We start from the raw sequence: 21,821 nt of genomic DNA on the forward strand, positions 1-21,821 counted from the left end.
ACCGCCCGCCACCCGCGGGCTGCGCGGGGGACGGGCGGTCGAGGAGGGCCGCAGGGGCTCACACCGTGCGGGCGACGTCCTCGAAGTCGAGGCGGCCCTGGCGCGGGTGCGAGGCCGGCATCGGGAAGCCGTCGATGTCCGCGGGGGCGGTGCCGACGTTCGCGACGATGATCGAGCGCCACGGGGAGCCGGCGAACAGCTCGGCGTCCAGGCCCGCGTTGTCGAAGCCGGTCATCGGTCCGACGTGCAGCCCGGCGGCGCGCAGGCCGACGATCAGGTAGCCGGCCTGGAGGAAGGCGTTGTCGCGGGACATCCGCGCGCGGGTGTCGACGTTCTGCGCGAAGTTCTCGCGGGCACCGGTCATGTGCGGGGCCAGACGCGGCAGGTTCTCGTGGAAGTCGAGGTCGGCCGCGAGCACGAGGGTCAGCGGGGCGCGCTCGGTCTTGGCCTTGTTGCCCTCGCCGAGGTGGGCGACGACGCGCGCACGGGCCTCGGGGGAGCGGACGAGCAGCAGCCGGAGCGGCAGCGAGTTGAGGGCGGTCGGCCCCCAGCGCACCACGTCCCACACGGCGCGGATCTGCTCGTCGGTGACCTCGCCGTCGGCGAAGGTGTTGACCGTGCGGGCCTGGCGGAACACGAGGTCCGTGATCTCGTCCGGGACGCGGGTCGCGACCGGGGCGGTGGACGGTGCGGTGTCGATGCTCATAACTCGTTGAATCCGCAACGACTCCCGGCGATTCCCGTTGCCTCAGTGAACCATGTCACACCGGGCCCGCCGGGCTGCTCACGGGCCGGTCCCGAGGCGGCCGACCGGGCACCGACGACCTATCCTGGCCCCATGCCCGACGCACCGCTGGTCCTGGGGATCGAGACGTCCTGCGACGAGACCGGCGTCGCGCTGGTCCGTGCCCACGCCGACCGCAGCGAGCTGCTGGTCGACACCGTGGCCTCCTCGATGGAGGAGCACGCGCGCTTCGGCGGGATCATCCCCGAGATCGCGTCGCGCGCTCACCTCGAGGCGATGATCCCCACGCTCGACCGCGCGCTGGAGACCGCGGGGGTGACCCTGCGGGACATCGACGCGGTGGCCGTCACCGCGGGGCCCGGCCTGGTCGGCTCGCTGACCGTCGGCACCGCCGCCGCGAAGGCGCTGGCCTACGGCCTGGACGTGCCGCTGTACGGGGTCAACCACGTGATCGGGCACGCGGCGGTGGACGAGCTGGTCGACGGGCTGTTCCCGGACCGGGTGATGGCGCTGGTCGTGTCCGGCGGGCACTCCAGCCTGCTGCTGGTGGACGACATCGTCACCGGTGTGCACGAGCTCGGCTCCACGCTGGACGACGCCGCCGGCGAGGCCTTCGACAAGGTCGGCCGCCTGCTCGGCCTGCCCTACCCCGGCGGCCCGCACATCGACCGGCTGGCGCGCGAGGGCGACCCCACCGCGATCCGGTTCCCGCGCGGGCTCACGGCCGCCAAGGACCAGGAGAAGCACGCCGACGACTTCTCCTTCTCCGGGCTCAAGACCGCGGTGGCCCGCTGGGTGGAGGCCCGGCAGGACGCCGGGCAGCCGATCCCGCTGGAGGACGTGTCCGCCTCCTTCGCCACCGCCGTCGCCGACGTGCTCACCGCCAAGACGATCGCGGCCTGCCGGCGGCACGACGTGTCCACGCTGGTGGTCGGCGGCGGGTTCTCCGCGAACTCGCAGCTGCGCGAGATGGCGGCGCAGCGGTGCGCGGAGGCCGGGATCGATCTGCGCATCCCGCCGATCCGCTACTGCACCGACAACGGCGCGATGATCGCCGCCCTGGGCGCCGCGGTGGTCCGGCGCGGCCTGCCGGCCTCGGACTTCACGATCCCGGTGGACTCCACCATGCCGATGGACGTCGTCACGGTCTGAGGTCCTCGGGCGGTCCGGGACCGCTACGGTGACCGGCGTGGAGTGGCTGCTGGTGCTGGCGATCCCGCTCGGCGTGCTGCTCGCGCCGACGGTGCTCGGAGGGCTGCGCCGCGCCGTCGGTCGGCCGGCGCCGGTCGACCGGGCCGTCCCGGTCGCCGGGTGGCAGCGCACCCCGGTCACCGTGAGCGTCCCGGTGCCGCCGGCCACCGGTGCAGCCGCCACCCGTGTCTCCGTGCCCGCCGCGCCGACCGGGCGACCGGGGTTCACGGCCTGGCTGCCCGGCACCCCGCACGGTGCGCGCCCGCCCCACGAGGAGGCGACCGCCCTGGTCCGGGAGGTCGCGCTGGGGGAGCACGGCGTGCTCCAGCTCCGGGTGCTCGGGCCGGTCGCGGCCACCGGTGCCGCTGCCGAGCGCCCCGGGCGGGAGCCCGCAGGCCGGGGCCGGTGGCGGGGCTGGGCGCCGGTCGGCCCGCCGCAGGAGCACCTGCTCGCCCCCGGCCCGGTGGTGGTGAACGGCCTGGGCCACCAGAACGGCTGGATGATCACCGAGTGGCACCTGGACCGCCTGGGCTGGGCGTTCCTGGTCACTGTGATGACGCGGCGCGACCACGCCGAGCGCGAGCGGCTCGGCGCAGCCGTCGTGGCGAGCCTGTCCTGGGAGGTCGAGCCCGACTGGCCCGCCGACTGGCGCTGACCGCGAGGGCCTAGAGGGGTCGGCCGGCGCGCATCTCGGCGACGAGGGACGCCACCACGGCGTCCAGCTCGCCGGCGTGACGGCGGGCGACGGCGCGCTGACGCTGGTACGAGGCGCCCTTGCGCAGGATCACCCGCACGGAGTCCAGCTCCGCCGTGCAGCCGAGCCGCTCGGCCACCGGCTCCAGGTCGACCAGCAGCCGGCTGACGGCATCGGTGACCAGCTCCTCGTCCCCGGCGGCGTTGGTGATGATGATCGCGTCCATGCCGTAGCGCGCCGAGCGCCACTTGTTCTCCTGCGCGAACCACGGCGGCACCGTCGGCAGGGTCTCGCCCCGGTCGAGCAGGGTGGAGAAGTGCTCGACCAGGCAGTGCGTCAGCGCGGCGAGGGCGGTCACCTCGAGCAGGGTGGGGGAGCCGTCGCAGATCCGGGTCTCGATCGTGCCGAAGCGCGGGGAGGGGCGCACGTCCCAGCGCACCTCGTCGAAGGCGTCGATCACGCCGGTGTGCAGCATGTCGCCGACGTAGGCCTCGAGCTGCTCCCAGCGGTCGAAGGCGAACGGCAGCCCGGCGGTCGGCAGCTGCTGGAACATCAGCGCGCGGTTGGAGGCGTAGCCGGTGTCCTTGCCGCCCCAGAACGGGCTGGACGCCGACAGGGACTGCAGGTGCGCGAAGGTGGTGATCAGCGCGCGGGAGATCGGCAGCACCTTGTCGCGGTCCTCGATCCCGACGTGCACGTGCACCCCGTAGATCAGCATCTGCCGGCCCCACCACTGCGTGCGGTCGATCAGCGTGGCGTAGCGCTGCTTGTCGGTGACCTTCTGCTGCGCCCAGCGGGCGAACGGGTGGGTGCCGGCGCACATGAGCTCGACGCGCAGCGGGTCGGTGACGGTGCGCACCTCGTCCACGGCGCGCTGGAGGTCGGCACCGGCCTCCCCGACCGTGCGGCACACACCGGAGACCACCTCGACCGTGTTGAGCAGCAGCTCCTGCCGGATCGCCGGGTGCTCGCCGCCGTCGGCGGGCCGGACCGCGTCCAGCACGGTCTGCGCGACCTGCCGCAGGTCGCCGGAGTCGGCGTCGACCAGGGCGAGCTCCCACTCGATCCCGACGGACGATCGCGCGGACGGCGCGAAGTCGAGTCGTGCCGGGGTGGTCATCCGAGCTGCCCCACGTGCTCGACCAGCAGCACCTGCTGCTGGCCGGCCACCCGGGTGAGCACGATCGTCGCCGGCTGCGAGCCGCGCAGGTCGAGCTGGCGGCGCAGCTGCTCCGGGACGACGGCGGTGCCGCGCTTCTTGATGGTGATCGAACCGACATCCCGCTCGCGCAGGTAGGCGCGCAGCCGCTTGAGGCCGAAGGGCAGCGTGTCGAGCACCCGGTACACCGTGGCGTGCGGGGTGGGTTGCAGCGCGTCGGAGGTCACGTAGGCGATCGTGCGGTCCAGCAGCCGACCGCGCACCTCGGCGGCGACCTCGGCGACCAGCCCGGCACGGATCACAGCACCGTCCGGCTCGTACAGGTAGGCGCCGACCGGGCCGACCTGCGGCGGCTCGGGGTCCTCGCCGGCGTGGCGCCGCACGACGCTGCTGCCGCCGAGGGAGGTGAGCAGCAGCGCGCTGCGGCCGGGGCCGTCGGGGGCCAGCGGGCCGAACCAGAGGCCGAGCTCGACGACGTCGCCGTCGACGGAGACCCACTGCGCCTCGGCGTCCTCGGGCAGGGCGGAGTGCGGGACGCCGGGGCCGAGCTTGAGGCCGAGGGCCGGGACGCGCTCGCGGACGGCGAGCACGGAGTCCAGCGGCGGGGCGTAGGCGGCGGGGTCGAAGACGCGGCTGCCGCCGGAGGTGCGTCGGGCCGGGTCGGCGTAGACGCCGTCGACGCCCTCGGCCACGAGGTCGACCGCCAGGCCGTCGCCGTGCCGCACGACGGCCTCGGGGAAGTGCCGCAGGTTGACCGTGGCCAGCGCGGCGGTGGTCTCGTCGGCGTCGACCGCGAGCACCCGCAGCCCCATGCCGGCCATCGCCATCGCGTCGGCGCCCAGGCCGCTGGTGAGGTCGGCCACGTGGGTGACGCCGGCGGCGACGTAGCGGCGGGCGTGGTGCGCGGCGACCACCAGGCGGGTGGCCTGCTCCAGGCCCGCGGGGGTGAAGAGCATGCCGTCGGCGAACTCGCCGAGCTTGTCGTGCGCCTTGGCGCGCAGCCGCGACTGGGTGAGCGCGGCGGCCACCAGGTCGGCGTCGAAGCCGTCCCGGCGCAGCCGCTCGGACAGGGCCATGGCCTGCTGCTCGTCGTAGGGCGGCAGGGCTGACAGCAGCGCCCAGCCGTCGGGGCTGAGCAGCTTCGCGAGGCCGGCGGAGTCCATGCGGCGATCCTCGCACGCCGGGGTGGGCCGACGGGTACCCGTCGTGAGCGTCGTTGGCACTCGCCTTGACCGAGTGCTAACGGGTTCCTAGAGTTGATGTCGGCACTCTCCCCGCGAGAGTGCCAACGCCCCGCACGACCGCCGGCACCCGCGACGACGGTGGTCACCGCGGAGCGACCGCAGACATCTGGCAGCACTCACACGCGAAGGGGAGGTCCGCTGTGTCGGTCTCCATCAAGCCGCTCGAGGACCGCATCGTCGTCAAGACGCTCGAGGCGGAGCAGACGACCGCGTCCGGTCTGGTTCTCCCGGACAGCGCCAAGGAGAAGCCCCAGGAGGGCGAGGTCCTGGCCGTGGGCCCGGGTCGCATCGACGACAACGGCAACCGCGTCCCGCTCGACGTGGTCGTCGGTGACAAGGTCATCTACAGCAAGTACGGCGGCACCGAGGTCAAGTACGACGGCGAGGAGTACCTGATCCTCTCCGCCCGCGACATCCTGGCGGTCGTCACCAAGTGACACCCGGCGGCTCCTGCCGCTGACGACGAAGGCCCCCACCGGCGAACGGTGGGGGCCTTCGTCGTGCGTGCATCCCTCGGCGCGGGGCAGGCAGCACGAAGGCGGCGGCCCTGCGGTATCGCACCGCGGGGCCGCCGCCTGGTCGTGCGGGCCGGCGCTCCTGCGCGGCCGGGTGGGTCAGACCGCGCTGGCGGCGGCGCGCTCGGCCAGCACGGCGGCGCGCTCGTCCTCCGACAGGCCGCCCCAGACCCCGTAGGGCTCGCGGACCGCCAGCGACTGCTCGCGGCAGGCGTCGATCACCGGGCAGGTCGCGCAGATCGCCTTAGCCGCCTCGGCGCGGCGCCGGCGGGCGGCTCCGCGCTCGCCCTCCGGGTGGAAGAACAGGGTGTCGTCGGCGTCACGGCACGCGCCCTGGTACTGCCACTCCCACAGCTCCATCACGGGGCCGGGGAGACGCGAGATCTCAGCCATGTCGTTCCTCCTGCTGGGGTTGTGCAGTCGTCGATCGCCCGCCCGCAGCGCCTGTCCCGCAGGGGCGAGCCCACGGGCCGGTGCGACCGGCGATGTCCGAGACAGTACAACCGCGCCAGAAGTTGTTCAAGACCGTGTCGTCGCAGGATGTGGCGTGGTCGGGTGGATCGATCGTTGTGGGGGGCTGGCGCGGTTCTCCCGGATCTGCTCGGCACGACCCCCGTGCGCCCGCTGGAAACCGCGCCAGATCCTTGGCACGATCTGCCCAGGGCCGGGGGGACACGGCACGAGGACGAGACGAGCACGATGCAGGAGAGCGACGGCAGGAGCGTGCGGGGCGGACGGGGTGCGGACGGCGACGGCCGGGCCGCGATGCCGGCCGACCCCGCTGTCGACCCGGTGCGCCCCGATGAGTCGGTGGCCGACACCGCCGACGGACCCGACGGCCCCACCCTCACGGTGGCGGCGGTCGCCGGCCGGCTCGGCGTGGCACCCGCGACCCTGCGCACCTGGGACCGCCGCTACGGTCTGGGCCCCTCCGAGCACGCCGCCGGTGCGCACCGCCGGTACTCCGGCGCCGACCTCGCCCGGCTGATGGCCATGCGCGCGCTCACCCTGGACGGGGTCGCACCCGCCGAGGCCGCCCGGGTCGCTCGCACCACCGCGCTCTCCGCGCTGCCCGAGGTGGTCCGCCCGGTGCGGCACCTCACCGCCGTGCCCGACCCGCAGCCCGCGCAGGACCCGCGCGCGGACGACGACGGCACCGTCCCGTTCCCCGCGGCGGCCCCCGCCGTCCCCGCCACCCCGACCGCCGTGATCGACGCGGCCCTGCGCGGCGACGCCGCCGAGGTGCGCCGGCTGCTCGCCCTGCCCGCCGACAGCGACCTGTCGGCCTGGTGGTCCGCCCTGGTGGTCCCGGCCCGCGCCGGCATCGCGGCCCGCACCGTGCTCGCCCGCCCCGGCGACGAGCCGGACGCGCTGGTGGTCGCCACGGCGCTCGCGGTGCTCCGCGACCGGGCCGACCACGTGCCGCGTCACCCGTCCCGCCGCCGGATCGTGCTGATGCTGGCCGCGCCGGGGGAGCCGCGCCCGCTGGCGCTGCACGTGCTGGCCGGTGCGCTGGCCGACGCCGGGGTCGACGCGCGGGTGGTGGCCGGCCCCACCGGGAGGCACCGGCTGCTGGAGATCGCGACCATGACCAGCCCCTCGGCGGTGGTCCTCACCAGCGAGGTGCCCGCGCCCGATCTGGACATGGTGGCCGCGCTGGCCGAGGGCCGTCCCGACCTGCCGGTGTACGTGATGGTGCCGGACGCCGCCGCCTCCGCGGTGCCGCTCGGCCACCAGGTGCACCGGGTGCGCACCTTCGCGGGGCTGCTGCACGAGGTGCTGGCGGTCGTCGCCGATCTGCCGGGTGTGCGCGGCTAACGTCAGGCGCTTTCCGGCCGATAGTAAAGAGTGCCGGTTCCGCTGGAAGGATCCGGTATCGAAGCAGGCGAGAGGCGGAGGTCGATGGCGGGCGTCGTGGTGTGCCACGGATCGACGGCGGTGCGTGAGCGCATCGTCCTGACGGCGCTCGGCGTGCCCTCACTGGCGCCGGTGCGTGCGGCGGGGTCGGTCGACGAGCTCATCACCCTCGCCCGGCGGGTGCCGCCGACGATCGTGCTGCTGGACGCGCACCTGCCGTCGCCAGGCCCGGTCGAGGCGATCCGTCGGCTGCGTGCCGTGCCCTCGCAGTCCACGATCGTGATGCTCGCGGTGCCGGGGGACGAGATCGCCCTGGACCGTGCCATCGCGCTCGGCGCCCGCGGCTACCTGGCCCCCGACGTCGGCCGGGCCGAGCTCGCCGCCGTCGCCGCGCACATCCTGGCCAGCCCGGCCCTGCCGTCCGGCGCCCCGGCTCCGGCCGAGGTCGTCGCGCTGAACGGCCAGGCGCACACCGGCCCGGTGCCGGTCGCCACCCGCGCCGAGCTGCCCGTGCAGAGCACCGGCCGCGACGAGGTCTCGCTGACCAAGCGCGAGGTCGAGGTGCTGGTGGGCATGAGCAACGGCCGGTCCAACGCGCAGATCGGCCAGGAGCTGTTCCTGTCCGAGGACACGATCAAGACGCACGCCCGCCGGCTGTTCCGCAAGCTCGGCGCCGCCGACCGTGCGCAGGCCGTGGCGATCGGTCTGCGGCGCGGCCTGATCCGCTGACGCGCTGACCGCGGGGCCGACCCGCGAGACCTGCGTCACGGAGGTCCCCCGTCCGGGGGGGACCGGGTTCGGGCCCCTCCTGCGCGCGCCGTATCATCGGGAGATGACCGACCTGGGCACCCCTGGCTCCTCCGCACCCGCCGACCCGTTCGGCTTCATCGGTCTCACCTACGACGACGTCCTGCTCCTCCCCGGAGAGACCGACGTCATCCCGAGCGAGGTCGACACCACGACCCGGCTCACGCGTGAGATCTCCCTGTCGATCCCGCTGGTCTCGGCCGCGATGGACACCGTCACCGAGTCCCGGATGGCCATCGCGCTGGCCCGGCAGGGCGGCATCGGCATCCTGCACCGCAACCTGTCGATCGAGGCGCAGGCCCACCAGGTCGACCTGGTGAAGCGCTCCGAGTCCGGCATGGTCACCGACCCGGTCACCGTCGGCCCGGACGCGACGCTCGCCGAGCTCGACGCGCTGTGCGCCAAGTACCGCGTCTCCGGCCTGCCGGTGGTGGACGACGACCGCCGCCTGCTCGGCATCATCACCAACCGCGACCTGCGGTTCGTGCCCGGCGAGCAGTTCGCCACCCGCAAGGTGCGCGACACCATGACGTCGATGCCGCTGATCACCGGTCCGGTCGGCATCTCCAACGACGACGCCGCCGCGCTGCTCGGCAAGCACAAGGTCGAGAAGCTGCCGCTGGTCGACGCCGACGGCCGTCTCCAGGGCCTGATCACCGTCAAGGACTTCGTGAAGTCCGAGCAGTACCCGCTGGCCACCAAGGACGCGAGCGGGCGCCTGGTCGTCGGTGCCGCGGTCGGCTTCTTCGGGGACGCCTGGGACCGGGTGACCGCGCTGGTCGAGGCCGGCGTCGACGCGCTGGTCGTGGACACCGCCAACGGGCACGCCCGCCTGATGCTCGACATGGTCCGCCGGATCAAGTCCGACCCCGCCACCCGCCACGTGCAGGTGATCGGCGGCAACATCGCCACCCGCGAGGGCTCGCAGGCGCTGGTCGAGGCCGGCGTGGACGCGGTCAAGGTCGGTGTCGGCCCGGGCTCGATCTGCACCACCCGTGTGGTGGCCGGTGTCGGCGTCCCGCAGGTCACCGCCGTGTACGAGGCCTCGCTCGCCGCGAAGCCCGCGGGGGTGCCGGTGATCGCGGACGGCGGCCTGCAGTACTCCGGCGACATCGCCAAGGCGCTGGTCGCGGGTGCGGACTCGGTGATGATCGGCGGCCTGATCGCCGGCTGCGACGAGTCCCCGGGCGACCTGGTGTTCGTCAACGGCAAGCAGTTCAAGCGCTACCGGGGCATGGCCTCGCTCGGCGCCATGCAGTCCCGCGGCGACCGCCGGTCGTACTCCAAGGACCGCTACTTCCAGGGCGACCTGTCCGACGACGAGATCATCACCGAGGGCATCGAGGGCCAGGTGCCCTACCGCGGCCCGCTCGCGGCCGTCGCGCACCAGCTGGTCGGTGGCCTGCACCAGTCGATGTTCTACGTCGGTGCGCGCACCGTCCCGGAGCTCCAGGCCCGCGGCCGCTTCGTGCGGATCACCCCGGCGGGGCTCAAGGAGTCGCACCCGCACGACGTGCAGATGATCTCCGAGTCGCCGAACTACACGGTCCGTTGATCAGGCGGACCGTCTGATCGTCCGCACGGACGACGACGGGGCCGGGTGCGTGATGCACCCGGCCCCGTCGTCGTCCTGCGCGACCTCAGTCGCGGAAGGTCTCGATCTGCGCGCCGAGCTGCACCAGACGCTCCTGGAGCTGCTCGTAGCCGCGGGCGATGATGTCCACGTCGCGCAGCACGCTGGTGCCCTTGGCGGCCAGCATCGCCAGCAGGATCACGACGGCGGGCCGCAGCGCCGGCGGGCAGGACACCTCGGCGCCGGACCAGCGGGTCGGGCCGGTCACCTGGAGCCGGTGCGCGTCCAGCAGCCGCACGTCGCCGCCGAGGCGGGTCAGGTCGGTCAGGTGGATCGCCCGGCCCTCGTACACCCAGTCGTGCACGAGGGTGGTGCCCTCGGCGCCGGCCGCGATCACCGCGAAGAACGGCAGGTTGTCGATGTTCAGGCCGGGGAACGGCATCGGGTGGATCTTGTCCAGCGGGGCGTGCAGGTCGCTGGGGTGCACGGTGATGTCGACCAGGCGGGTGCGGCCGTTGCGGGCGGTGTACTCGCCGGACAGCGTGTAGCGCAGGCCCATCTCGGACAGCGTGGCGAGCTCGATCTCCATGAACTCGATCGGCACCCGCCCCACGGTGATCTCCGAGCCGGTGACGATGCCCGCGGTCAGCAGGCTCATCGCCTCGACCGGGTCCTCCGAGACGGCGTACTCCACGTCGGCGTCGATCTCGGCCTTGCCGTGCACCCGCAGGGTGGTGGTGCCGATGCCCTCGATCCGCACGCCCAGCAGCTCCAGGTAGAAGCACAGGTCCTGGACCATGTAGTTCGGGCTGGCGTTGCGGATCGTGGTGACGCCCTCGCGGCGGGCGGCGGCCATCAGCGCGTTCTCGGTGACGGTGTCGCCGCGCTCGGTGAGCACGATCGACAGGTCGGTGGCGCCCGGGTCGGTCACGACGGCGTGGTAGCGGCTCTGCGTCGCGGTGACGTTCAGGCCGAAGGGCCGCAGCGCGATCATGTGCGGCTCGACGGTGCGCGAGCCCAGGTCGCAGCCGCCGGCGTAGGGCAGCTCGAAGGTCGGGTACTGCGAGAGCAGCGGGCCGAAGAACATGATGATCGAGCGGGTGCGCACGGCGGCGTCCACGTCGATCGCGTCCAGGTCGAGGTCGCGCGGGACGACGATCTCCAGGTCGCGGCCGTCGGTCGACCAGGTGGCGCGCACGCCCACGGAGCGCAGCACGTCGACGATCCGGTCCACCTCGACGATCCGGGCGACGTTGCGCAGCCGGGTGGTGCCGCGGTTGAGCAGGCTCGCGCACAGCAGCGCGACGGCGCCGTTCTTGGAGGTGTTGACGTCGATCCGGCCGGAGAGCTTCTGGCCGCCGTGCACGCGCAGGTGGGTGCGCTGCGGGCCGCCGATGGTGACGATGGGGGAGTCGAGGGCGGCGCCGATCCGGGTCAGCATGTCGATGCTGACGTTCTGCGCGCCCTGCTCGATCCGGTGCACCGCCGACTGGCTGGTGCCGAGCAGCTCGGCGAGCTGCATCTGGGTCAGCCCGCGGTGCTGGCGGGCCGAGCGGACGAGCGAGCCCACGTGCGCGAGCTGCTCGGGGAGCGTGCGGACGATCGGGATCGAACCCGTCGAGGTGCTGTCAGTGGTCACGGTCACGCCGTCACCGTAACTCATGGATGAGATACGCGCTCGGGGAGAGATGGGGAGATTCCGTGCACGCGGGCCACATCGAATCTCAGATCTGAGTTCGACGGCCCTGTCAGGGCTGGTCAGGCGATGAGGCTGTCCTGGACCGGGCGGCCCGCCGGCATCGGCCCGGGGTCGACCCTGCGGCGTGTCGTCGGGATGCGGGCCGGCGTGCCCCGGCTGGGCCAGACGGTCTCCGCGCCGGGGCCGTCGTACCCGCGCTCGGCCCGCCAGGCGTTGAACGCCTCCGCCCACGCGCGGTGCGCGGTCACCTGGTAGTCGTGCAGGTCGACCAGGTCGAGGTCGCCCAGGTGCGGGAAGCGCCCGACGATCCGCTCCAGCACGTCCAGCGTCGCCACCACGTCCACGTCCGCGGTGTGCAGCGAGCCGGTGTCGACCACCTGGTACACCCCGCACAGGTCGACCAGCTTGCGCTTGCCCGAGCGGTAGCGGTCCTCCGCGCGGTCCAGCACCAGCGGGTCGATCACCGGGCGCGCCGCGCCGCCGAGCCGGTCCTCCACCGTCGGCAGGCCGTGCCGGTGCAGCTCGGCCTCCAGCAGGCACAGGTCGTAGGAGGCGTTGTACGCGACCACCGGGGTGCCGGTCGCCAGCGCGTCCGCGATCTGCGCGGCGATCTCCTCCAGCGCCTCGGCGGGGCTCACGCCGTGCTCCCGGGCGTGCTCGGTGGTGATGCCGTGGATCGCCGAGGCGGCCTCCGGGATCGGCACGCCCGGGTCGACCAGCCAGGTCCGCACGTGGGTGCCCGTGGCGTCCCGGAGCACCAGCGCCGCCGTGACGATCCGGTCGTGGTCGACGTCGACGCCGGTGGTCTCGGTGTCGAAGCCGAGCAGCGGTCCGTCGGTCCAGGTCATGTGCGTCCCCTCCTCGCGGCCAGCATCGCACCGGCCGCCCACACGCCACGGGACCTCGGCCCGGCCTGTCGCGGTGCGTGCCGGGATGCGGTGCGCGGCCCCGCGGGTGAGGGTGGGGGCAGAGCCCGCGGCGACCGCATCGACCCGGAGGATCCCGGTTCGTGCGCCGGGGGCACCGACGAGAGGAGACGTCATGGGCCGCCTGACCGGTCGTACCGTCGCGTTCCTGACCAGCGACCGCGGCATCGAGGAGCCGGAGCTCACCGAGCCCTGGCAGGCCGTGGTCACCGAGGGCGGCACCGCGCTGCTGGTGTCCGCGGAGCCGGGCACCGTGCGTGCTGTGCGAGGAGACCTCGACCCTGCCGGCGAGTACCCGGTGGACCGCACGTTCGAGGAGGTCTCCGTCGACGACCTGGACGGGGTGGTGATCCCCGGCGGCACGGTGAACGCGGACACGCTGCGCACCCTGGACGGCGCGCGCACCCTGGTCGCCGCGGTGCTGGCCGCCGGCAAGCCGGTCGCCGCGATCTGCCACGGCCCCTGGATCCTCACCGAGCTCGACGCGGTCGACGGCGTGACGCTGACCTCCTACCCGAGCCTGGCGACCGATCTGCGCAACGCCGGCGCCACCTGGGTGGACCGGGAGGTCGTCGTCTCCGCGATCGACGGCGCCACGCTCATCACCTCGCGGAACCCCGACGACCTGCCGGCGTTCGGTGCGGCCGTGGTGGAGGCGGTGGCGGGCTGACGCCTCGGTGGTCGTTCGCCGGCCCGCTGGGCGGGACGCGCCCCGCCCTCGGGCGTCCGCGCCGGTAGCCTGGGCCGGTGAGCAACGAGATCGAGATCGGCCGCGGCAAGCGGGGACGGCGCGCGTACTCCTTCGACGACATCGCGGTGGTGCCCTCCCGGCGCACCCGCGACCCCGAGGAGGTCTCCGTCGGCTGGCAGATCGACGCCTACCACTTCGACCTGCCGGTGCTCGCCGCGCCGATGGACTCCGTGATGAGCCCCGCCACCGCCGTCGCCCTCGGGCGCGCGGGCGGCCTCGGCGTGCTGGACCTCGAGGGCCTGTGGACCCGCTACGAGGACCCGGAGCCGCTGCTCGAGCAGATCGCCGCGCTGGACCCCGCCGAGGCCACCGCGAAGATGCAGGAGATCTACTCCCGGCCGATCGACCCCGAGCTGATCCGGCTGCGCGTCGGCGAGGTGCGCGACGCGGGCGTGACCGTGGCCGGCGCGCTGTCCCCGCAGCGCACGCAGGAGCTGTGGAAGGCCGTGGTGGACGCGGGCGTCGACCTGTTCGTCATCCGCGGCACCACCGTCTCCGCCGAGCACGTCTCCGGCCACGCGGAGCCGCTCAACCTCAAGCGGTTCATCTACGAGCTCGACGTGCCGGTGATCGTCGGCGGCGCGTCCACCTACACGGCGGCGCTGCACCTCATGCGCACCGGCGCCGCGGGCGTGCTGGTCGGCTTCGGCGGCGGCGCCGCGCACACCACCCGGGTCTCGCTCGGCATCCACGCCCCGATGGCGACCGCCGTGGCGGACGTCGCGGCGGCCCGGCGCGACTACCTGGACGAGTCCGGCGGCCGCTACGTGCACGTGATCGCCGACGGCGGCGTCGGGCGCTCCGGCGACCTGGTCAAGGCCGTCGCCTGCGGTGCCGACGCGGTGATGCTCGGCGCCGCCCTCGCGCGCGCCGAGGAGGCGCCCGGTCGCGGGTTCCACTGGGGCTCCGAGGCGCACCACCCGCACCTGCCGCGTGGCGAGCGGGTGCACGTCGGGCAGGCCGGCACGCTCCAGCAGGTGCTGTTCGGTCCCGGCTCCACCGCCGACGGCACGGTCAACCTGGTCGGCGCGCTGCGCCGGGCCATGGCGACGACCGGCTACTCGGACCTCAAGGAGTTCCAGCGCGTCGAGGTCGTCGTCTCGCCGTACCAGCCCCGCTGACCCTCTTTCTCGCACGACCGCGCGCGCGGACCCTGCCCGGGCCCGCGCGCGCGGTCGTTCCTGCCTGCGTGCGTGCGATCTGCGTGCGTGATCTGCGCCGCGCGATCTGCGTCGAGAGTGCACGAAAGCACGCTTCGCGCGGCGTGAAGCCTGCATTCGTGCACTCTCGGCGGAGGGGTTGCCGGGCGCGGGCGAGGGGTCGCGGACGCGCGCGTGTCCGGAACGGATGTCCGGATGGGCCCGAATTGGCCCGGGTTGGTTGACATCGTGTCCGGTTGTGACCAAGATGTCCGCCGTGGGGCACGCATGGTGGCGTGACCCGGACCGAACCGGACGGAGATCACGTGTACGCGACGGAGCGACACCAGCAGATCCTCGCCGTCGCGCGGCGCGAGGGCCGTGTCGACGTGGCCGGTCTGGCGCGCGACCTCGACGTCACGCCCGAGACGGTGCGCCGCGACCTCACCGCCCTGGAGCGGCACGGGCTGCTGCGCCGGGTGCACGGCGGGGCGATCCCGGTGGAGCGCCTCGGCATCGAGCCCGGTCTGGCGGATCGCGAGGGCGTGCTCGCCGGCGAGAAGGAGCGGATCGCCAAGGCGGCGCTGGACGAGCTGCCCGACGGCGGGTCGGTGATCCTGGACGCCGGCACCACCACCGTCCGGCTGGCCGAGCTGCTGCCGACCGACCGCGAGCTGACCGTCGTCACGCACGCGCTGCCGGTGGCCACGGTCGTCGCCACCCGCACGAACCTCACGCTGCACCTGGTCGGTGGCACGGTCCGCGGCCGGACGCTCGCGGCGGTGGGGGACTGGGCGCTGCGCTCGCTGGCGGACATCCACGCGGACGTCGCCTTCGTCGGCACCAACGGCCTGACCGTCGAGCACGGGCTGACCACGCCGGACCTCGCGGAGGCGGCGGTGAAGCGGGCGCTGGTCGCCTCGGCCCGCCGCACCGTCGTGCTGGCCGACCACTCGAAGTTCGGGCGCGCCGACCTGGCGCGCGTCGCCCCGCTGCAGGCGGTGGACGCGGTGGTCACCGACTCCGGCGTCGAGCCCGAGCTCGCGGACGAGATCGAGGCCGCCGGACCGCGGGTGGTGCGCGCATGATCGTCACCGTCACCCTCAACCCGAGCCTGGACCGCACGGTCGAGCTCGACCACCTGGTGCGCGGGCAGGTGCTCCGCGCCGGCGGCACGCACCTGGACCCGGGCGGCAAGGGCGTCAACGTCACGCGGGCGCTGCTCGCCAACGGCGTCCCGTCCCGGGCGGTGCTGCCGGTGGCCGGCGGGGACGGGCAGCAGCTCGTCGACCTGCTGGAGGCCGAGGGCGTCGCCACGGAGCTGGTGCACGTGTCCGGGCGCACCCGGTCGAACATCACGATCGCCGAGGCCGACGGCACGGTGACAAAGGTCAACGAGCCCGGCACGGCGCTGACCGCCGACGAGCTGGGGCAGGTGCTCGGGCACGCGCTCGACCTGGCCGCCCCCGGCGACTGGGTGGTGCTGTGCGGCAGCCTGCCGCCGGGCGCCCCCGCCGACACCTACGCGCGGATGGTGCAGCGGCTGCGCGCCGCCGGCCTGCGGGTCGCGGTGGACACCAGCGGTGAGCCGCTGGCGCAGGCGGTGCACGCCGGTCCCGACCTGATCAAGCCGAACGCCTCCGAGCTGGCCGAGGTCACCGGGCGGGCGCTGGTCTGCCGGCAGGACGTGGTGGACGCCGCGCGCGACCTGCACGCCCGCGGCGTCGGCCGGGTGCTGGTCAGCCTGGGCGCGGACGGCGCGCTGCTGGTCGACGGGCCGCACCTGGTCAGCGGGCGCTCGCCGGTGCACGACCCGCGCAGCACCGTCGGCGCCGGGGACGCCCTGCTCGCGGGGTTCCTCTCGGCCACGCTGGCCGCCGCCCCGGTGGAGCACGCGCTGGCCGCGGGGCTCGCCTGGGGCTCCGCGGCGGTCCGGCTGCCGGGGTCCCGGATGCCCCGCCCGGAGGACGTCGCCGCCGCCACGGTCACGATCGACGCCCACCCGCAGGACCCGACCCGGCTGACCGCGCCGTTGCACGAGCCCGTGCCGGACGCCCCGGCGACCGCCGCTGCGCCCGCTCCCGTCGAGGTGCCGGCCGACGCCACCGCCACCGCTGCGACGCAGCCCGCCGCAGCCCCCTGATCCCACGCGGGCCCGCCGCGCACCCGCGCACGGCCCGCACGACGCACCGCAACGCACGGAGATCCACCCGCAGCACCTGCTCCACCCGCACCACCGCAGCATCTCGGCGACGACGCCGACCACGACGAGCTGGCACGAGGGAGTACCAGACATGAGCGACTACACACCCCGGGTGACGGGGACGGGGGTCAAGGCCTCCGTCCAGAGGTTCGGCGGCTACCTCGCCGGCATGGTCATGCCGAACATCGGCGCGTTCATCGCATGGGGCCTGATCACGGCCCTGTTCATCGAGACCGGCTGGCTGCCGGTCGGCGCGCTCGGCGGATTCGGCACCGATGCGGACGGCGTGGCCTACACCGGACTGGTCGGCCCGATGATCACCTACCTGCTGCCGCTGCTGATCGCGTTCACCGGCGGCAAGATGGTGCACGGCCACCGCGGCGGCGTCGTCGGCGCCATCGCCACCATCGGCGTGATCGTGGGCGCCGGCACGCCGATGTTCCTCGGCGCGATGATCATGGGCCCGCTCGCCGCCTGGGTGCAGAAGAAGATCGACGGCGTCCTCCAGCCGAAGACCCCGGCCGGCTTCGAGATGCTGGTGGACAACTTCTCCGCGGGCATCGCGGGCGCGGCGCTGGCCGTCGGCGGGTTCTTCGGGATCGGCCCGGTGGTCAGCGGCCTGATGGGCTGGGCGGAGAGCGGCGTCGGCTGGCTGGTCGACCACAGCCTGCTGCCGCTGGCCTCGCTGATCATCGAGCCGGGCAAGGTGCTGTTCCTCAACAACGCGATCAACCACGGCGTGCTGACGCCGCTGGGCACCGCGCAGTCCGAGGAGACCGGTCGCTCGATCCTGTTCATGCTCGAGTCGAACCCCGGCCCCGGCCTCGGCCTGCTGCTGGCGTTCATGTTCTTCGGCCCCCGCGCGCTGCGGGCGTCGACGCCGGGCGCGATCGTCATCCACTTCTTCGGCGGCATCCACGAGATCTACTTCCCGTACGTGCTGATGAAGCCGAAGATGATCGCCGCGACGATCCTCGGTGCCGCCTCCGGCATCCTCACGTTCATCGTGACCGGCGCCGGCCTGGTGGCCTCACCCTCGCCGGGCAGCATCTTCGCCTACTTCGCGATGACGCCCCGCGGCGGGATCCTGCCGATGCTGGCCGGCGTCACGGTGGCCACCGCCGTGACCTTCGCGGTCGCCGCCGTGCTGCTCGGCTTCGGGCGCGGAGAGAAGGCCGAGGCGGAGCCCGCCGAGCCCGGCACCCCGGCGCGCGCCGACGCCGACGCGACCGTCGTCGCGAGCACGGCCGCCGAGACCCCTGCGCGGGTGTCTGCCCAGGCCGCCCGTCCGACCGCCCGTCCCGACACCGCTGGAGGACTCGCATGACCACCATCGACGGTTCCGCCGTCCGCAAGCTCGTCGTCGCCTGCGACGCCGGGATGGGCAGCAGCGTGATGCTGGCCTCCACGGTGCGCAAGCAGCTGGCCACGACCCAGGTCGAGGTGCAGCACACCCCGGTGGCGGAGATCCCCGCCGACGCCGACGTCGTCCTCACCCACCAGGGTCTCGCCGACCGGGCCCGCGCGCAGGCGCCGGGCGTGCCGGTGGTGCCGTTCGCGCTGTTCCTCGGCGACCCCGCGGTGACCAGGGTCGTCACCGCGATCAAGGACGGGACGACGATCGATGTCGGCTGAGCCCGCCTCGGACGCCGCCACCCCGGACGTCGCCGCGCTCCTCTCCCGCGAGGCGATCCGCCTCGACGGGCACGCCGCCGACAAGTGGGCCGCGGTCCGCCTGGCCGGCGAGGTGCTCGTCGAGGTCGGGGCGGTGGCTCCGGACTACGTGCCCGCGATGGTCGAGCGCGAGGAGTCGATCTCGACCTACGTGGGCGAGGGCGTCGCGATCCCGCACGCCACCCTCGGCGGCAAGGCGCACGTGCTCCGCGACGCGCTCGCGGTGGTCCGGTTCGCCGAGCCGGTGGACTGGGACGGCGCGCCGGTCACCCTCGCGATCGGCATCGCCGCCACCGGCGACGGGCACATCGCGATCCTCGCCGAGCTGGCTCAGATCCTGCTCGAGCCGGAGCGGGCGGCGGGCCTGCGCGCGGCCACCACGGCCGACGAGGTCCTCGCCCTGCTCACGCCCGCCGACCCGGCGGACGACGTCACCACGCACGAAGGAGTGTCATGAGAGTCGCACGGTTCCACGCCCCCGGGGACATCCGCCTGGAGGACGCCCCCGAGCCCACGCCCGGGCCCCGGGAGGTGAAGATCCGGGTGCGCGCCTGCTCCACCTGCGGCACCGACGTGAAGATCTCCAAGTTCGGCCACCACCACATCGACCCGCCGCGGGTGATGGGCCACGAGATCGCCGGCGAGGTGGTCGAGGTCGGCGCGGACGTGCCGGGCTGGGTGCAGGGCGACCGGGTGCAGGTGATCGCCGCGATCCCGTGCGGCGAGTGCGACGAGTGCCGCGCCGGGCGCATGACGATCTGCCCGAACCAGGTGTCGATGGGCTACCACTTCGACGGCGGCTTCGCCGAGTACATGGTGGTGCCGGAGAACGTGCTCAAGGTCGACGGGCTCAACCGGATCCCGGACGGTGTCTCCTACGCGGAGGCCTCGGTGGCCGAGCCGCTGGCCTGCGCCCTCAACGCCCAGGAGCTGGTGCGGGTCGAGAAGGGCGACGACGTCGTGGTGATCGGCTCCGGCCCGATCGGCTGCCTGCACGTGCGGCTGGCGCGGTCGCGGGGCGCGCGCCGGGTGTTCCTGGTCGAGCTGTCGCGCGAGCGGCTGGAGCTGGCGGCGCAGCGCGTGCAGCCGGACGAGGCGGTCGTCGGCAGCGAGGTCGACCCGGTGGCCCGCGTGCTGGAGCTCACCGGCGGGCGCGGCGCTGACGTGGTGATCACGGCGGCGGCCTCCGGGCGCGCGCAGGAGCAGGCGGTGCAGATGGTGGCCCGCGGCGGACGGATCAGCTTCTTCGGCGGCCTGCCGAAGGACGACCCGATCATCGCGCTGGACTCCAACCTGGTGCACTACCGCGAGCTGATGATCATCGGCGCGAACGGCTCCAGCCCCGACCACAACAAGCGGGCGCTCGACCTGATCGCCACCGGCGCCGTGCCGGTGGACGACCTGATCACCCACCGGCTACCGCTGGAGCAGGTGCTCGACGGGATCGGGATCGTGTCCCGCGGCGAGGCGATCAAGGTCACCATCGAGCCGTGAGGACCCGGGGCCCGGGTGCGCGGGCGGTGCCCGAGACACCGCCGGCGTGCCCGGGCCCTTGGCAGCAGGACGTCCACGGGGGACGATCACCCCGACACGTGTCTCAGCAAAGGAGCGGACATGGTGCAGCGCACCGCGACGGTGGCCTCGGGCGTGGGGCTCCACGCACGACCGGCCAAGATCCTCACGCAGACGGCGGCGGGTGCCGGCGCCCGGGTGACCATCGGCCGGCCGGACGGCCCGGCGGTGGACGCCGCGAGCATCCTGATGGTGATGTCGCTGGGTGTGAAGCACGGCGAGCAGGTGGTCGTCTCCGCCGAGGGTGACGGGGCGCAGGCCGCGGTGGACGCGGTGGTGGCCGTGGTCGAGACCGATCACGACGCGGAGGCGACGGCGTGAGCGCTGTGCTGCACGGGGTGGGCGTCGGACGCGGCGCGGCCGTCGGGCCGGTGGCCCTGGTGCGCCCCGCCCCCGCGCCGACCGCCGACTCCCCGGTGCTGCGGAACGGCGAGCCCGTGCCCGCCGACGGCTGGGCCGACGCGACGCAGGCCGCGTTCGAGGCCGTCGCCGACGGGTTGATGGAGCAGGCCGGGCGCGCGACCGGCACCGTGCGCGAGGTGCTGGAGGCCACCGCCGCGATGGCGGCCGACCCGGCGCTGGCCGCCCAGGTGGCCGAGCGGGTGCGCGGTGGCGAGCACCCCGTGGTCGCGGTGGACGCGGCGGTCGCGGTGTACGCCGCGATGTTCGAGCAGGCCGGCGGGTACCTGGCCGAGCGGGTCACCGACCTGCGCAGCGTGCGCGACCGGGTGGTCGCCCGCGTGGTCGGCCTGCCCGCGCCCGGCGTCCCCGAGCTGCACGAGCCCTCCGTGGTCGTCGCCCGGGACCTCGCACCCGCCGACACCGCCGCGCTGGACCTGGACAACGTGCTGGCGATCGTCACCGAGCAGGGCGGCCCCACCGGGCACACCGCGATCATCGCCGGGCAGCTCGGGCTGCCGTGCGTGGTGCGCGTCGCGGGCGTCACCGAGGTCGTCGAGGGCACGGTCGTCGCGGTGGACGCCGCCGCCGGCACGATCACCGTCGACCCGGACGAGGCCCTGCGCGGCGCGCTGGACCGGCGCGCGGAGGTGGAGCGTCGGCTGGCCGAGGACACCGCCCCCGGCGCCACCGCCGACGGGCACCCGGTCGCGCTGCTCGCCAACATCGGCACCGCGGAGGACGCCGAGCGCGTCGCCGGTCAGCCGGTGGAGGGCGTCGGGCTGTTCCGCACCGAGGTGCTGTTCCTCGGCCGCCAGCAGGCGCCGACCGTGGACGAGCAGACGGCGGTGTACACGCGGGTCTTCCGGGCGCTCGGGGAGCGCAAGGTGGTGGTGCGCACGCTGGACGCGGGCGCCGACAAGCCGCTGGCCTTCGCCAACCTCGCCGCCGAGGAGAACCCCGCGCTGGGCGTGCGCGGCTACCGCCTGGTGCGCTCCAAGCCCGAGCTGCTGACCGACCAGCTCACCGCGCTCGCCCGCGCCGGCGAGGCCACCGGGACGTCCCCGTGGGTGATGGCGCCGATGATCGCCACCACCGCCGAGGCCCACGACTTCGCCGCCGCCGTGCACGCCGCCGGGCTGCGCACCGCCGGGGTGATGGTCGAGGTGCCCGCCGCAGCCCTGCGCGCCCGCGAGGTGCTGGCCGAGGTGGACTTCGTCTCGCTCGGCACCAACGACCTGGCGCAGTACACGATGGCTGCCGACAGGCTGCGCGGCGAGATCGTCGACCTGCTGGACGCCTGGCAGCCCGCGGTGCTCGACCTGGTCGCCGCCACCGCGCGGGCCGGCGCCGCGGCGGAGCGGCCGGTCGGGGTGTGCGGGGAGTCGGCGTCCGACCCGCTGATGGCGCTGGTGCTCACGGGCCTCGGGGTGACCAGCCTGTCCATGTCGCCCGCCGCCCTGCCCGCCGTCCGCCACGCCCTGCGCCGGCACACCCGGGAGCGGTGCGTGGCGATGGCCGACGCGGCGCTCGCGGCCGGGTCGCCGGGCGACGCCCGCGCCGCCGTGGTCGCCCTGCTCGACCCGGACACGCGGGAGACCCTGGGGGTCTGAGGAGGCCGGTCGTCGCTGAGAGTGCACGAAAGCACCCTTCCCGGGCCGGGAAGCCTGCAT

The 21,821-nt window shown here is 74.3% G+C and carries 22 protein-coding genes; 16 read left to right on the forward strand and 6 right to left on the reverse strand.

Annotation, left to right across the window (positions count from 1 at the left end; genetic code table 11):
• Positions 1-58: 58 nt before the first annotated feature.
• Positions 59-706 (reverse strand): malonic semialdehyde reductase, encoded by a 648-nt coding sequence (locus ACZ5HG_RS04220; protein WP_464180579.1) that lies wholly within the window; start codon positions 704-706, stop codon positions 59-61.
• 132 nt (positions 707-838) lie between these two features.
• Between ACZ5HG_RS04220 and tsaD the strand changes: the two genes are divergently transcribed.
• Together tsaD and ACZ5HG_RS04230 are read left to right on the forward strand one after the other, a co-directional pair.
• Positions 839-1,897 carry a tRNA (adenosine(37)-N6)-threonylcarbamoyltransferase complex transferase subunit TsaD gene (gene tsaD / locus ACZ5HG_RS04225; RefSeq protein WP_464180581.1) on the forward strand — a complete coding sequence of 353 codons (1,059 nt, stop codon included), beginning with the start codon at positions 839-841 and terminating at the stop codon, positions 1,895-1,897.
• 37 nt (positions 1,898-1,934) lie between these two features.
• On the forward strand, positions 1,935-2,591 hold the full coding sequence (locus tag ACZ5HG_RS04230) for a hypothetical protein (protein ID WP_464180582.1): 657 nt from the start codon (positions 1,935-1,937) through the stop codon (positions 2,589-2,591).
• A 10-nt stretch (positions 2,592-2,601) separates the two neighbouring features.
• Here the strand turns inward: ACZ5HG_RS04230 and ACZ5HG_RS04235 are convergent, their stop codons facing one another.
• Complete coding sequence (locus tag ACZ5HG_RS04235) at positions 2,602-3,750, reverse strand: glutamate--cysteine ligase (protein WP_464180583.1); 1,149 nt, start codon at positions 3,748-3,750, stop codon at positions 2,602-2,604.
• Positions 3,747-4,952 carry a THUMP-like domain-containing protein gene (locus ACZ5HG_RS04240; protein WP_464180584.1) on the reverse strand — a complete coding sequence of 402 codons (1,206 nt, stop codon included), beginning with the start codon at positions 4,950-4,952 and terminating at the stop codon, positions 3,747-3,749. Before ACZ5HG_RS04240 ends, ACZ5HG_RS04235 begins: the two co-directional genes overlap by 4 nt.
• 221 nt (positions 4,953-5,173) lie before the next feature.
• Here ACZ5HG_RS04240 and groES point away from each other — a divergent pair, with 221 nt between their 5' ends.
• The gene (gene groES, locus ACZ5HG_RS04245) at positions 5,174-5,470 is read left to right on the forward strand and encodes a co-chaperone GroES (RefSeq protein WP_464180586.1); all 297 of its coding nucleotides are present in this window, start codon (positions 5,174-5,176) and stop codon (positions 5,468-5,470) included.
• 177 nt (positions 5,471-5,647) lie between these two features.
• Here the strand turns inward: groES and ACZ5HG_RS04250 are convergent, their stop codons facing one another.
• Positions 5,648-5,941: a WhiB family transcriptional regulator gene (locus ACZ5HG_RS04250; RefSeq protein WP_464180587.1), complete on the reverse strand. Its 294-nt coding sequence runs from the start codon at positions 5,939-5,941 to the stop codon at positions 5,648-5,650.
• Positions 5,942-6,247: 306 nt separating this feature from the next.
• On the opposite strand from ACZ5HG_RS04250, the gene ACZ5HG_RS04255 reads away from it, so the two are divergent.
• The 3 genes from ACZ5HG_RS04255 to guaB all read left to right on the forward strand — a co-directional run bounded on the left by ACZ5HG_RS04255 (position 6,248) and on the right by guaB (position 9,767).
• Entirely contained in the window at positions 6,248-7,366 is a 1,119-nt protein-coding gene (locus tag ACZ5HG_RS04255; RefSeq protein ID WP_464180589.1) for a MerR family transcriptional regulator, read from the forward strand.
• Positions 7,367-7,450: 84 nt separating this feature from the next.
• Entirely contained in the window at positions 7,451-8,134 is a 684-nt protein-coding gene (locus tag ACZ5HG_RS04260) for a LuxR C-terminal-related transcriptional regulator (protein WP_464180590.1), read from the forward strand.
• Positions 8,135-8,237: 103 nt separating this feature from the next.
• Positions 8,238-9,767: an IMP dehydrogenase gene (gene guaB, locus ACZ5HG_RS04265; protein ID WP_464180591.1), complete on the forward strand. Its 1,530-nt coding sequence runs from the start codon at positions 8,238-8,240 to the stop codon at positions 9,765-9,767.
• 85 nt (positions 9,768-9,852) lie between these two features.
• On the opposite strand, the gene ACZ5HG_RS04270 is transcribed toward guaB, so the two are convergent.
• Complete coding sequence (locus tag ACZ5HG_RS04270) at positions 9,853-11,448, reverse strand: helix-turn-helix domain-containing protein (RefSeq protein WP_464180593.1); 1,596 nt, start codon at positions 11,446-11,448, stop codon at positions 9,853-9,855.
• Between the two features lie 95 nt (positions 11,449-11,543).
• Positions 11,544-12,332: an exonuclease domain-containing protein gene (locus tag ACZ5HG_RS04275; protein WP_464180594.1), complete on the reverse strand. Its 789-nt coding sequence runs from the start codon at positions 12,330-12,332 to the stop codon at positions 11,544-11,546.
• Positions 12,333-12,525: 193 nt separating this feature from the next.
• Here ACZ5HG_RS04275 and ACZ5HG_RS04280 point away from each other — a divergent pair, with 193 nt between their 5' ends.
• The 10 genes from ACZ5HG_RS04280 (at position 12,526) to ptsP (ending at position 21,761) form a co-directional block, all read left to right on the forward strand.
• Positions 12,526-13,080 carry a type 1 glutamine amidotransferase domain-containing protein gene (locus tag ACZ5HG_RS04280; RefSeq protein ID WP_464180595.1) on the forward strand — a complete coding sequence of 185 codons (555 nt, stop codon included), beginning with the start codon at positions 12,526-12,528 and terminating at the stop codon, positions 13,078-13,080.
• Positions 13,081-13,157: 77 nt separating this feature from the next.
• Entirely contained in the window at positions 13,158-14,282 is a 1,125-nt protein-coding gene (locus ACZ5HG_RS04285) for a GuaB3 family IMP dehydrogenase-related protein (protein ID WP_464180596.1), read from the forward strand.
• A gap of 344 nt (positions 14,283-14,626) precedes the next feature.
• Complete coding sequence (locus ACZ5HG_RS04290) at positions 14,627-15,388, forward strand: DeoR/GlpR family DNA-binding transcription regulator (protein WP_464180598.1); 762 nt, start codon at positions 14,627-14,629, stop codon at positions 15,386-15,388.
• Positions 15,385-16,443 (forward strand): 1-phosphofructokinase, encoded by a 1,059-nt coding sequence (gene pfkB, locus ACZ5HG_RS04295; RefSeq protein ID WP_464180599.1) that lies wholly within the window; start codon positions 15,385-15,387, stop codon positions 16,441-16,443. Before ACZ5HG_RS04290 ends, pfkB begins: the two co-directional genes overlap by 4 nt.
• Positions 16,444-16,594: 151 nt before the next feature.
• Positions 16,595-17,830 (forward strand): mannitol-specific PTS transporter subunit IIC, encoded by a 1,236-nt coding sequence (gene mtlA / locus ACZ5HG_RS04300; protein WP_464180600.1) that lies wholly within the window; start codon positions 16,595-16,597, stop codon positions 17,828-17,830.
• The gene (locus ACZ5HG_RS04305; RefSeq protein ID WP_464180601.1) at positions 17,827-18,138 is read left to right on the forward strand and encodes a PTS lactose transporter subunit IIB; all 312 of its coding nucleotides are present in this window, start codon (positions 17,827-17,829) and stop codon (positions 18,136-18,138) included. The genes mtlA and ACZ5HG_RS04305 overlap by 4 nt, the downstream gene beginning before the upstream one ends.
• Positions 18,128-18,634, forward strand: coding sequence for a PTS sugar transporter subunit IIA (locus tag ACZ5HG_RS04310; protein ID WP_464180603.1), 507 nt, complete (start codon positions 18,128-18,130; stop codon positions 18,632-18,634). Before ACZ5HG_RS04305 ends, ACZ5HG_RS04310 begins: the two co-directional genes overlap by 11 nt.
• On the forward strand, positions 18,631-19,671 hold the full coding sequence (locus tag ACZ5HG_RS04315; RefSeq protein WP_464180604.1) for a zinc-dependent dehydrogenase: 1,041 nt from the start codon (positions 18,631-18,633) through the stop codon (positions 19,669-19,671). The genes ACZ5HG_RS04310 and ACZ5HG_RS04315 overlap by 4 nt, the downstream gene beginning before the upstream one ends.
• Positions 19,672-19,791: 120 nt before the next feature.
• Positions 19,792-20,070 (forward strand): HPr family phosphocarrier protein, encoded by a 279-nt coding sequence (locus tag ACZ5HG_RS04320; RefSeq protein WP_464180605.1) that lies wholly within the window; start codon positions 19,792-19,794, stop codon positions 20,068-20,070.
• A 5-nt stretch (positions 20,071-20,075) separates the two neighbouring features.
• Entirely contained in the window at positions 20,076-21,761 is a 1,686-nt protein-coding gene (ptsP, locus tag ACZ5HG_RS04325; RefSeq protein WP_464182096.1) for a phosphoenolpyruvate--protein phosphotransferase, read from the forward strand.
• The last annotated feature ends 60 nt before the right edge of the window (positions 21,762-21,821 follow it).

This window comes from Cellulomonas sp. GTC20042 (genome assembly GCF_055389595.1).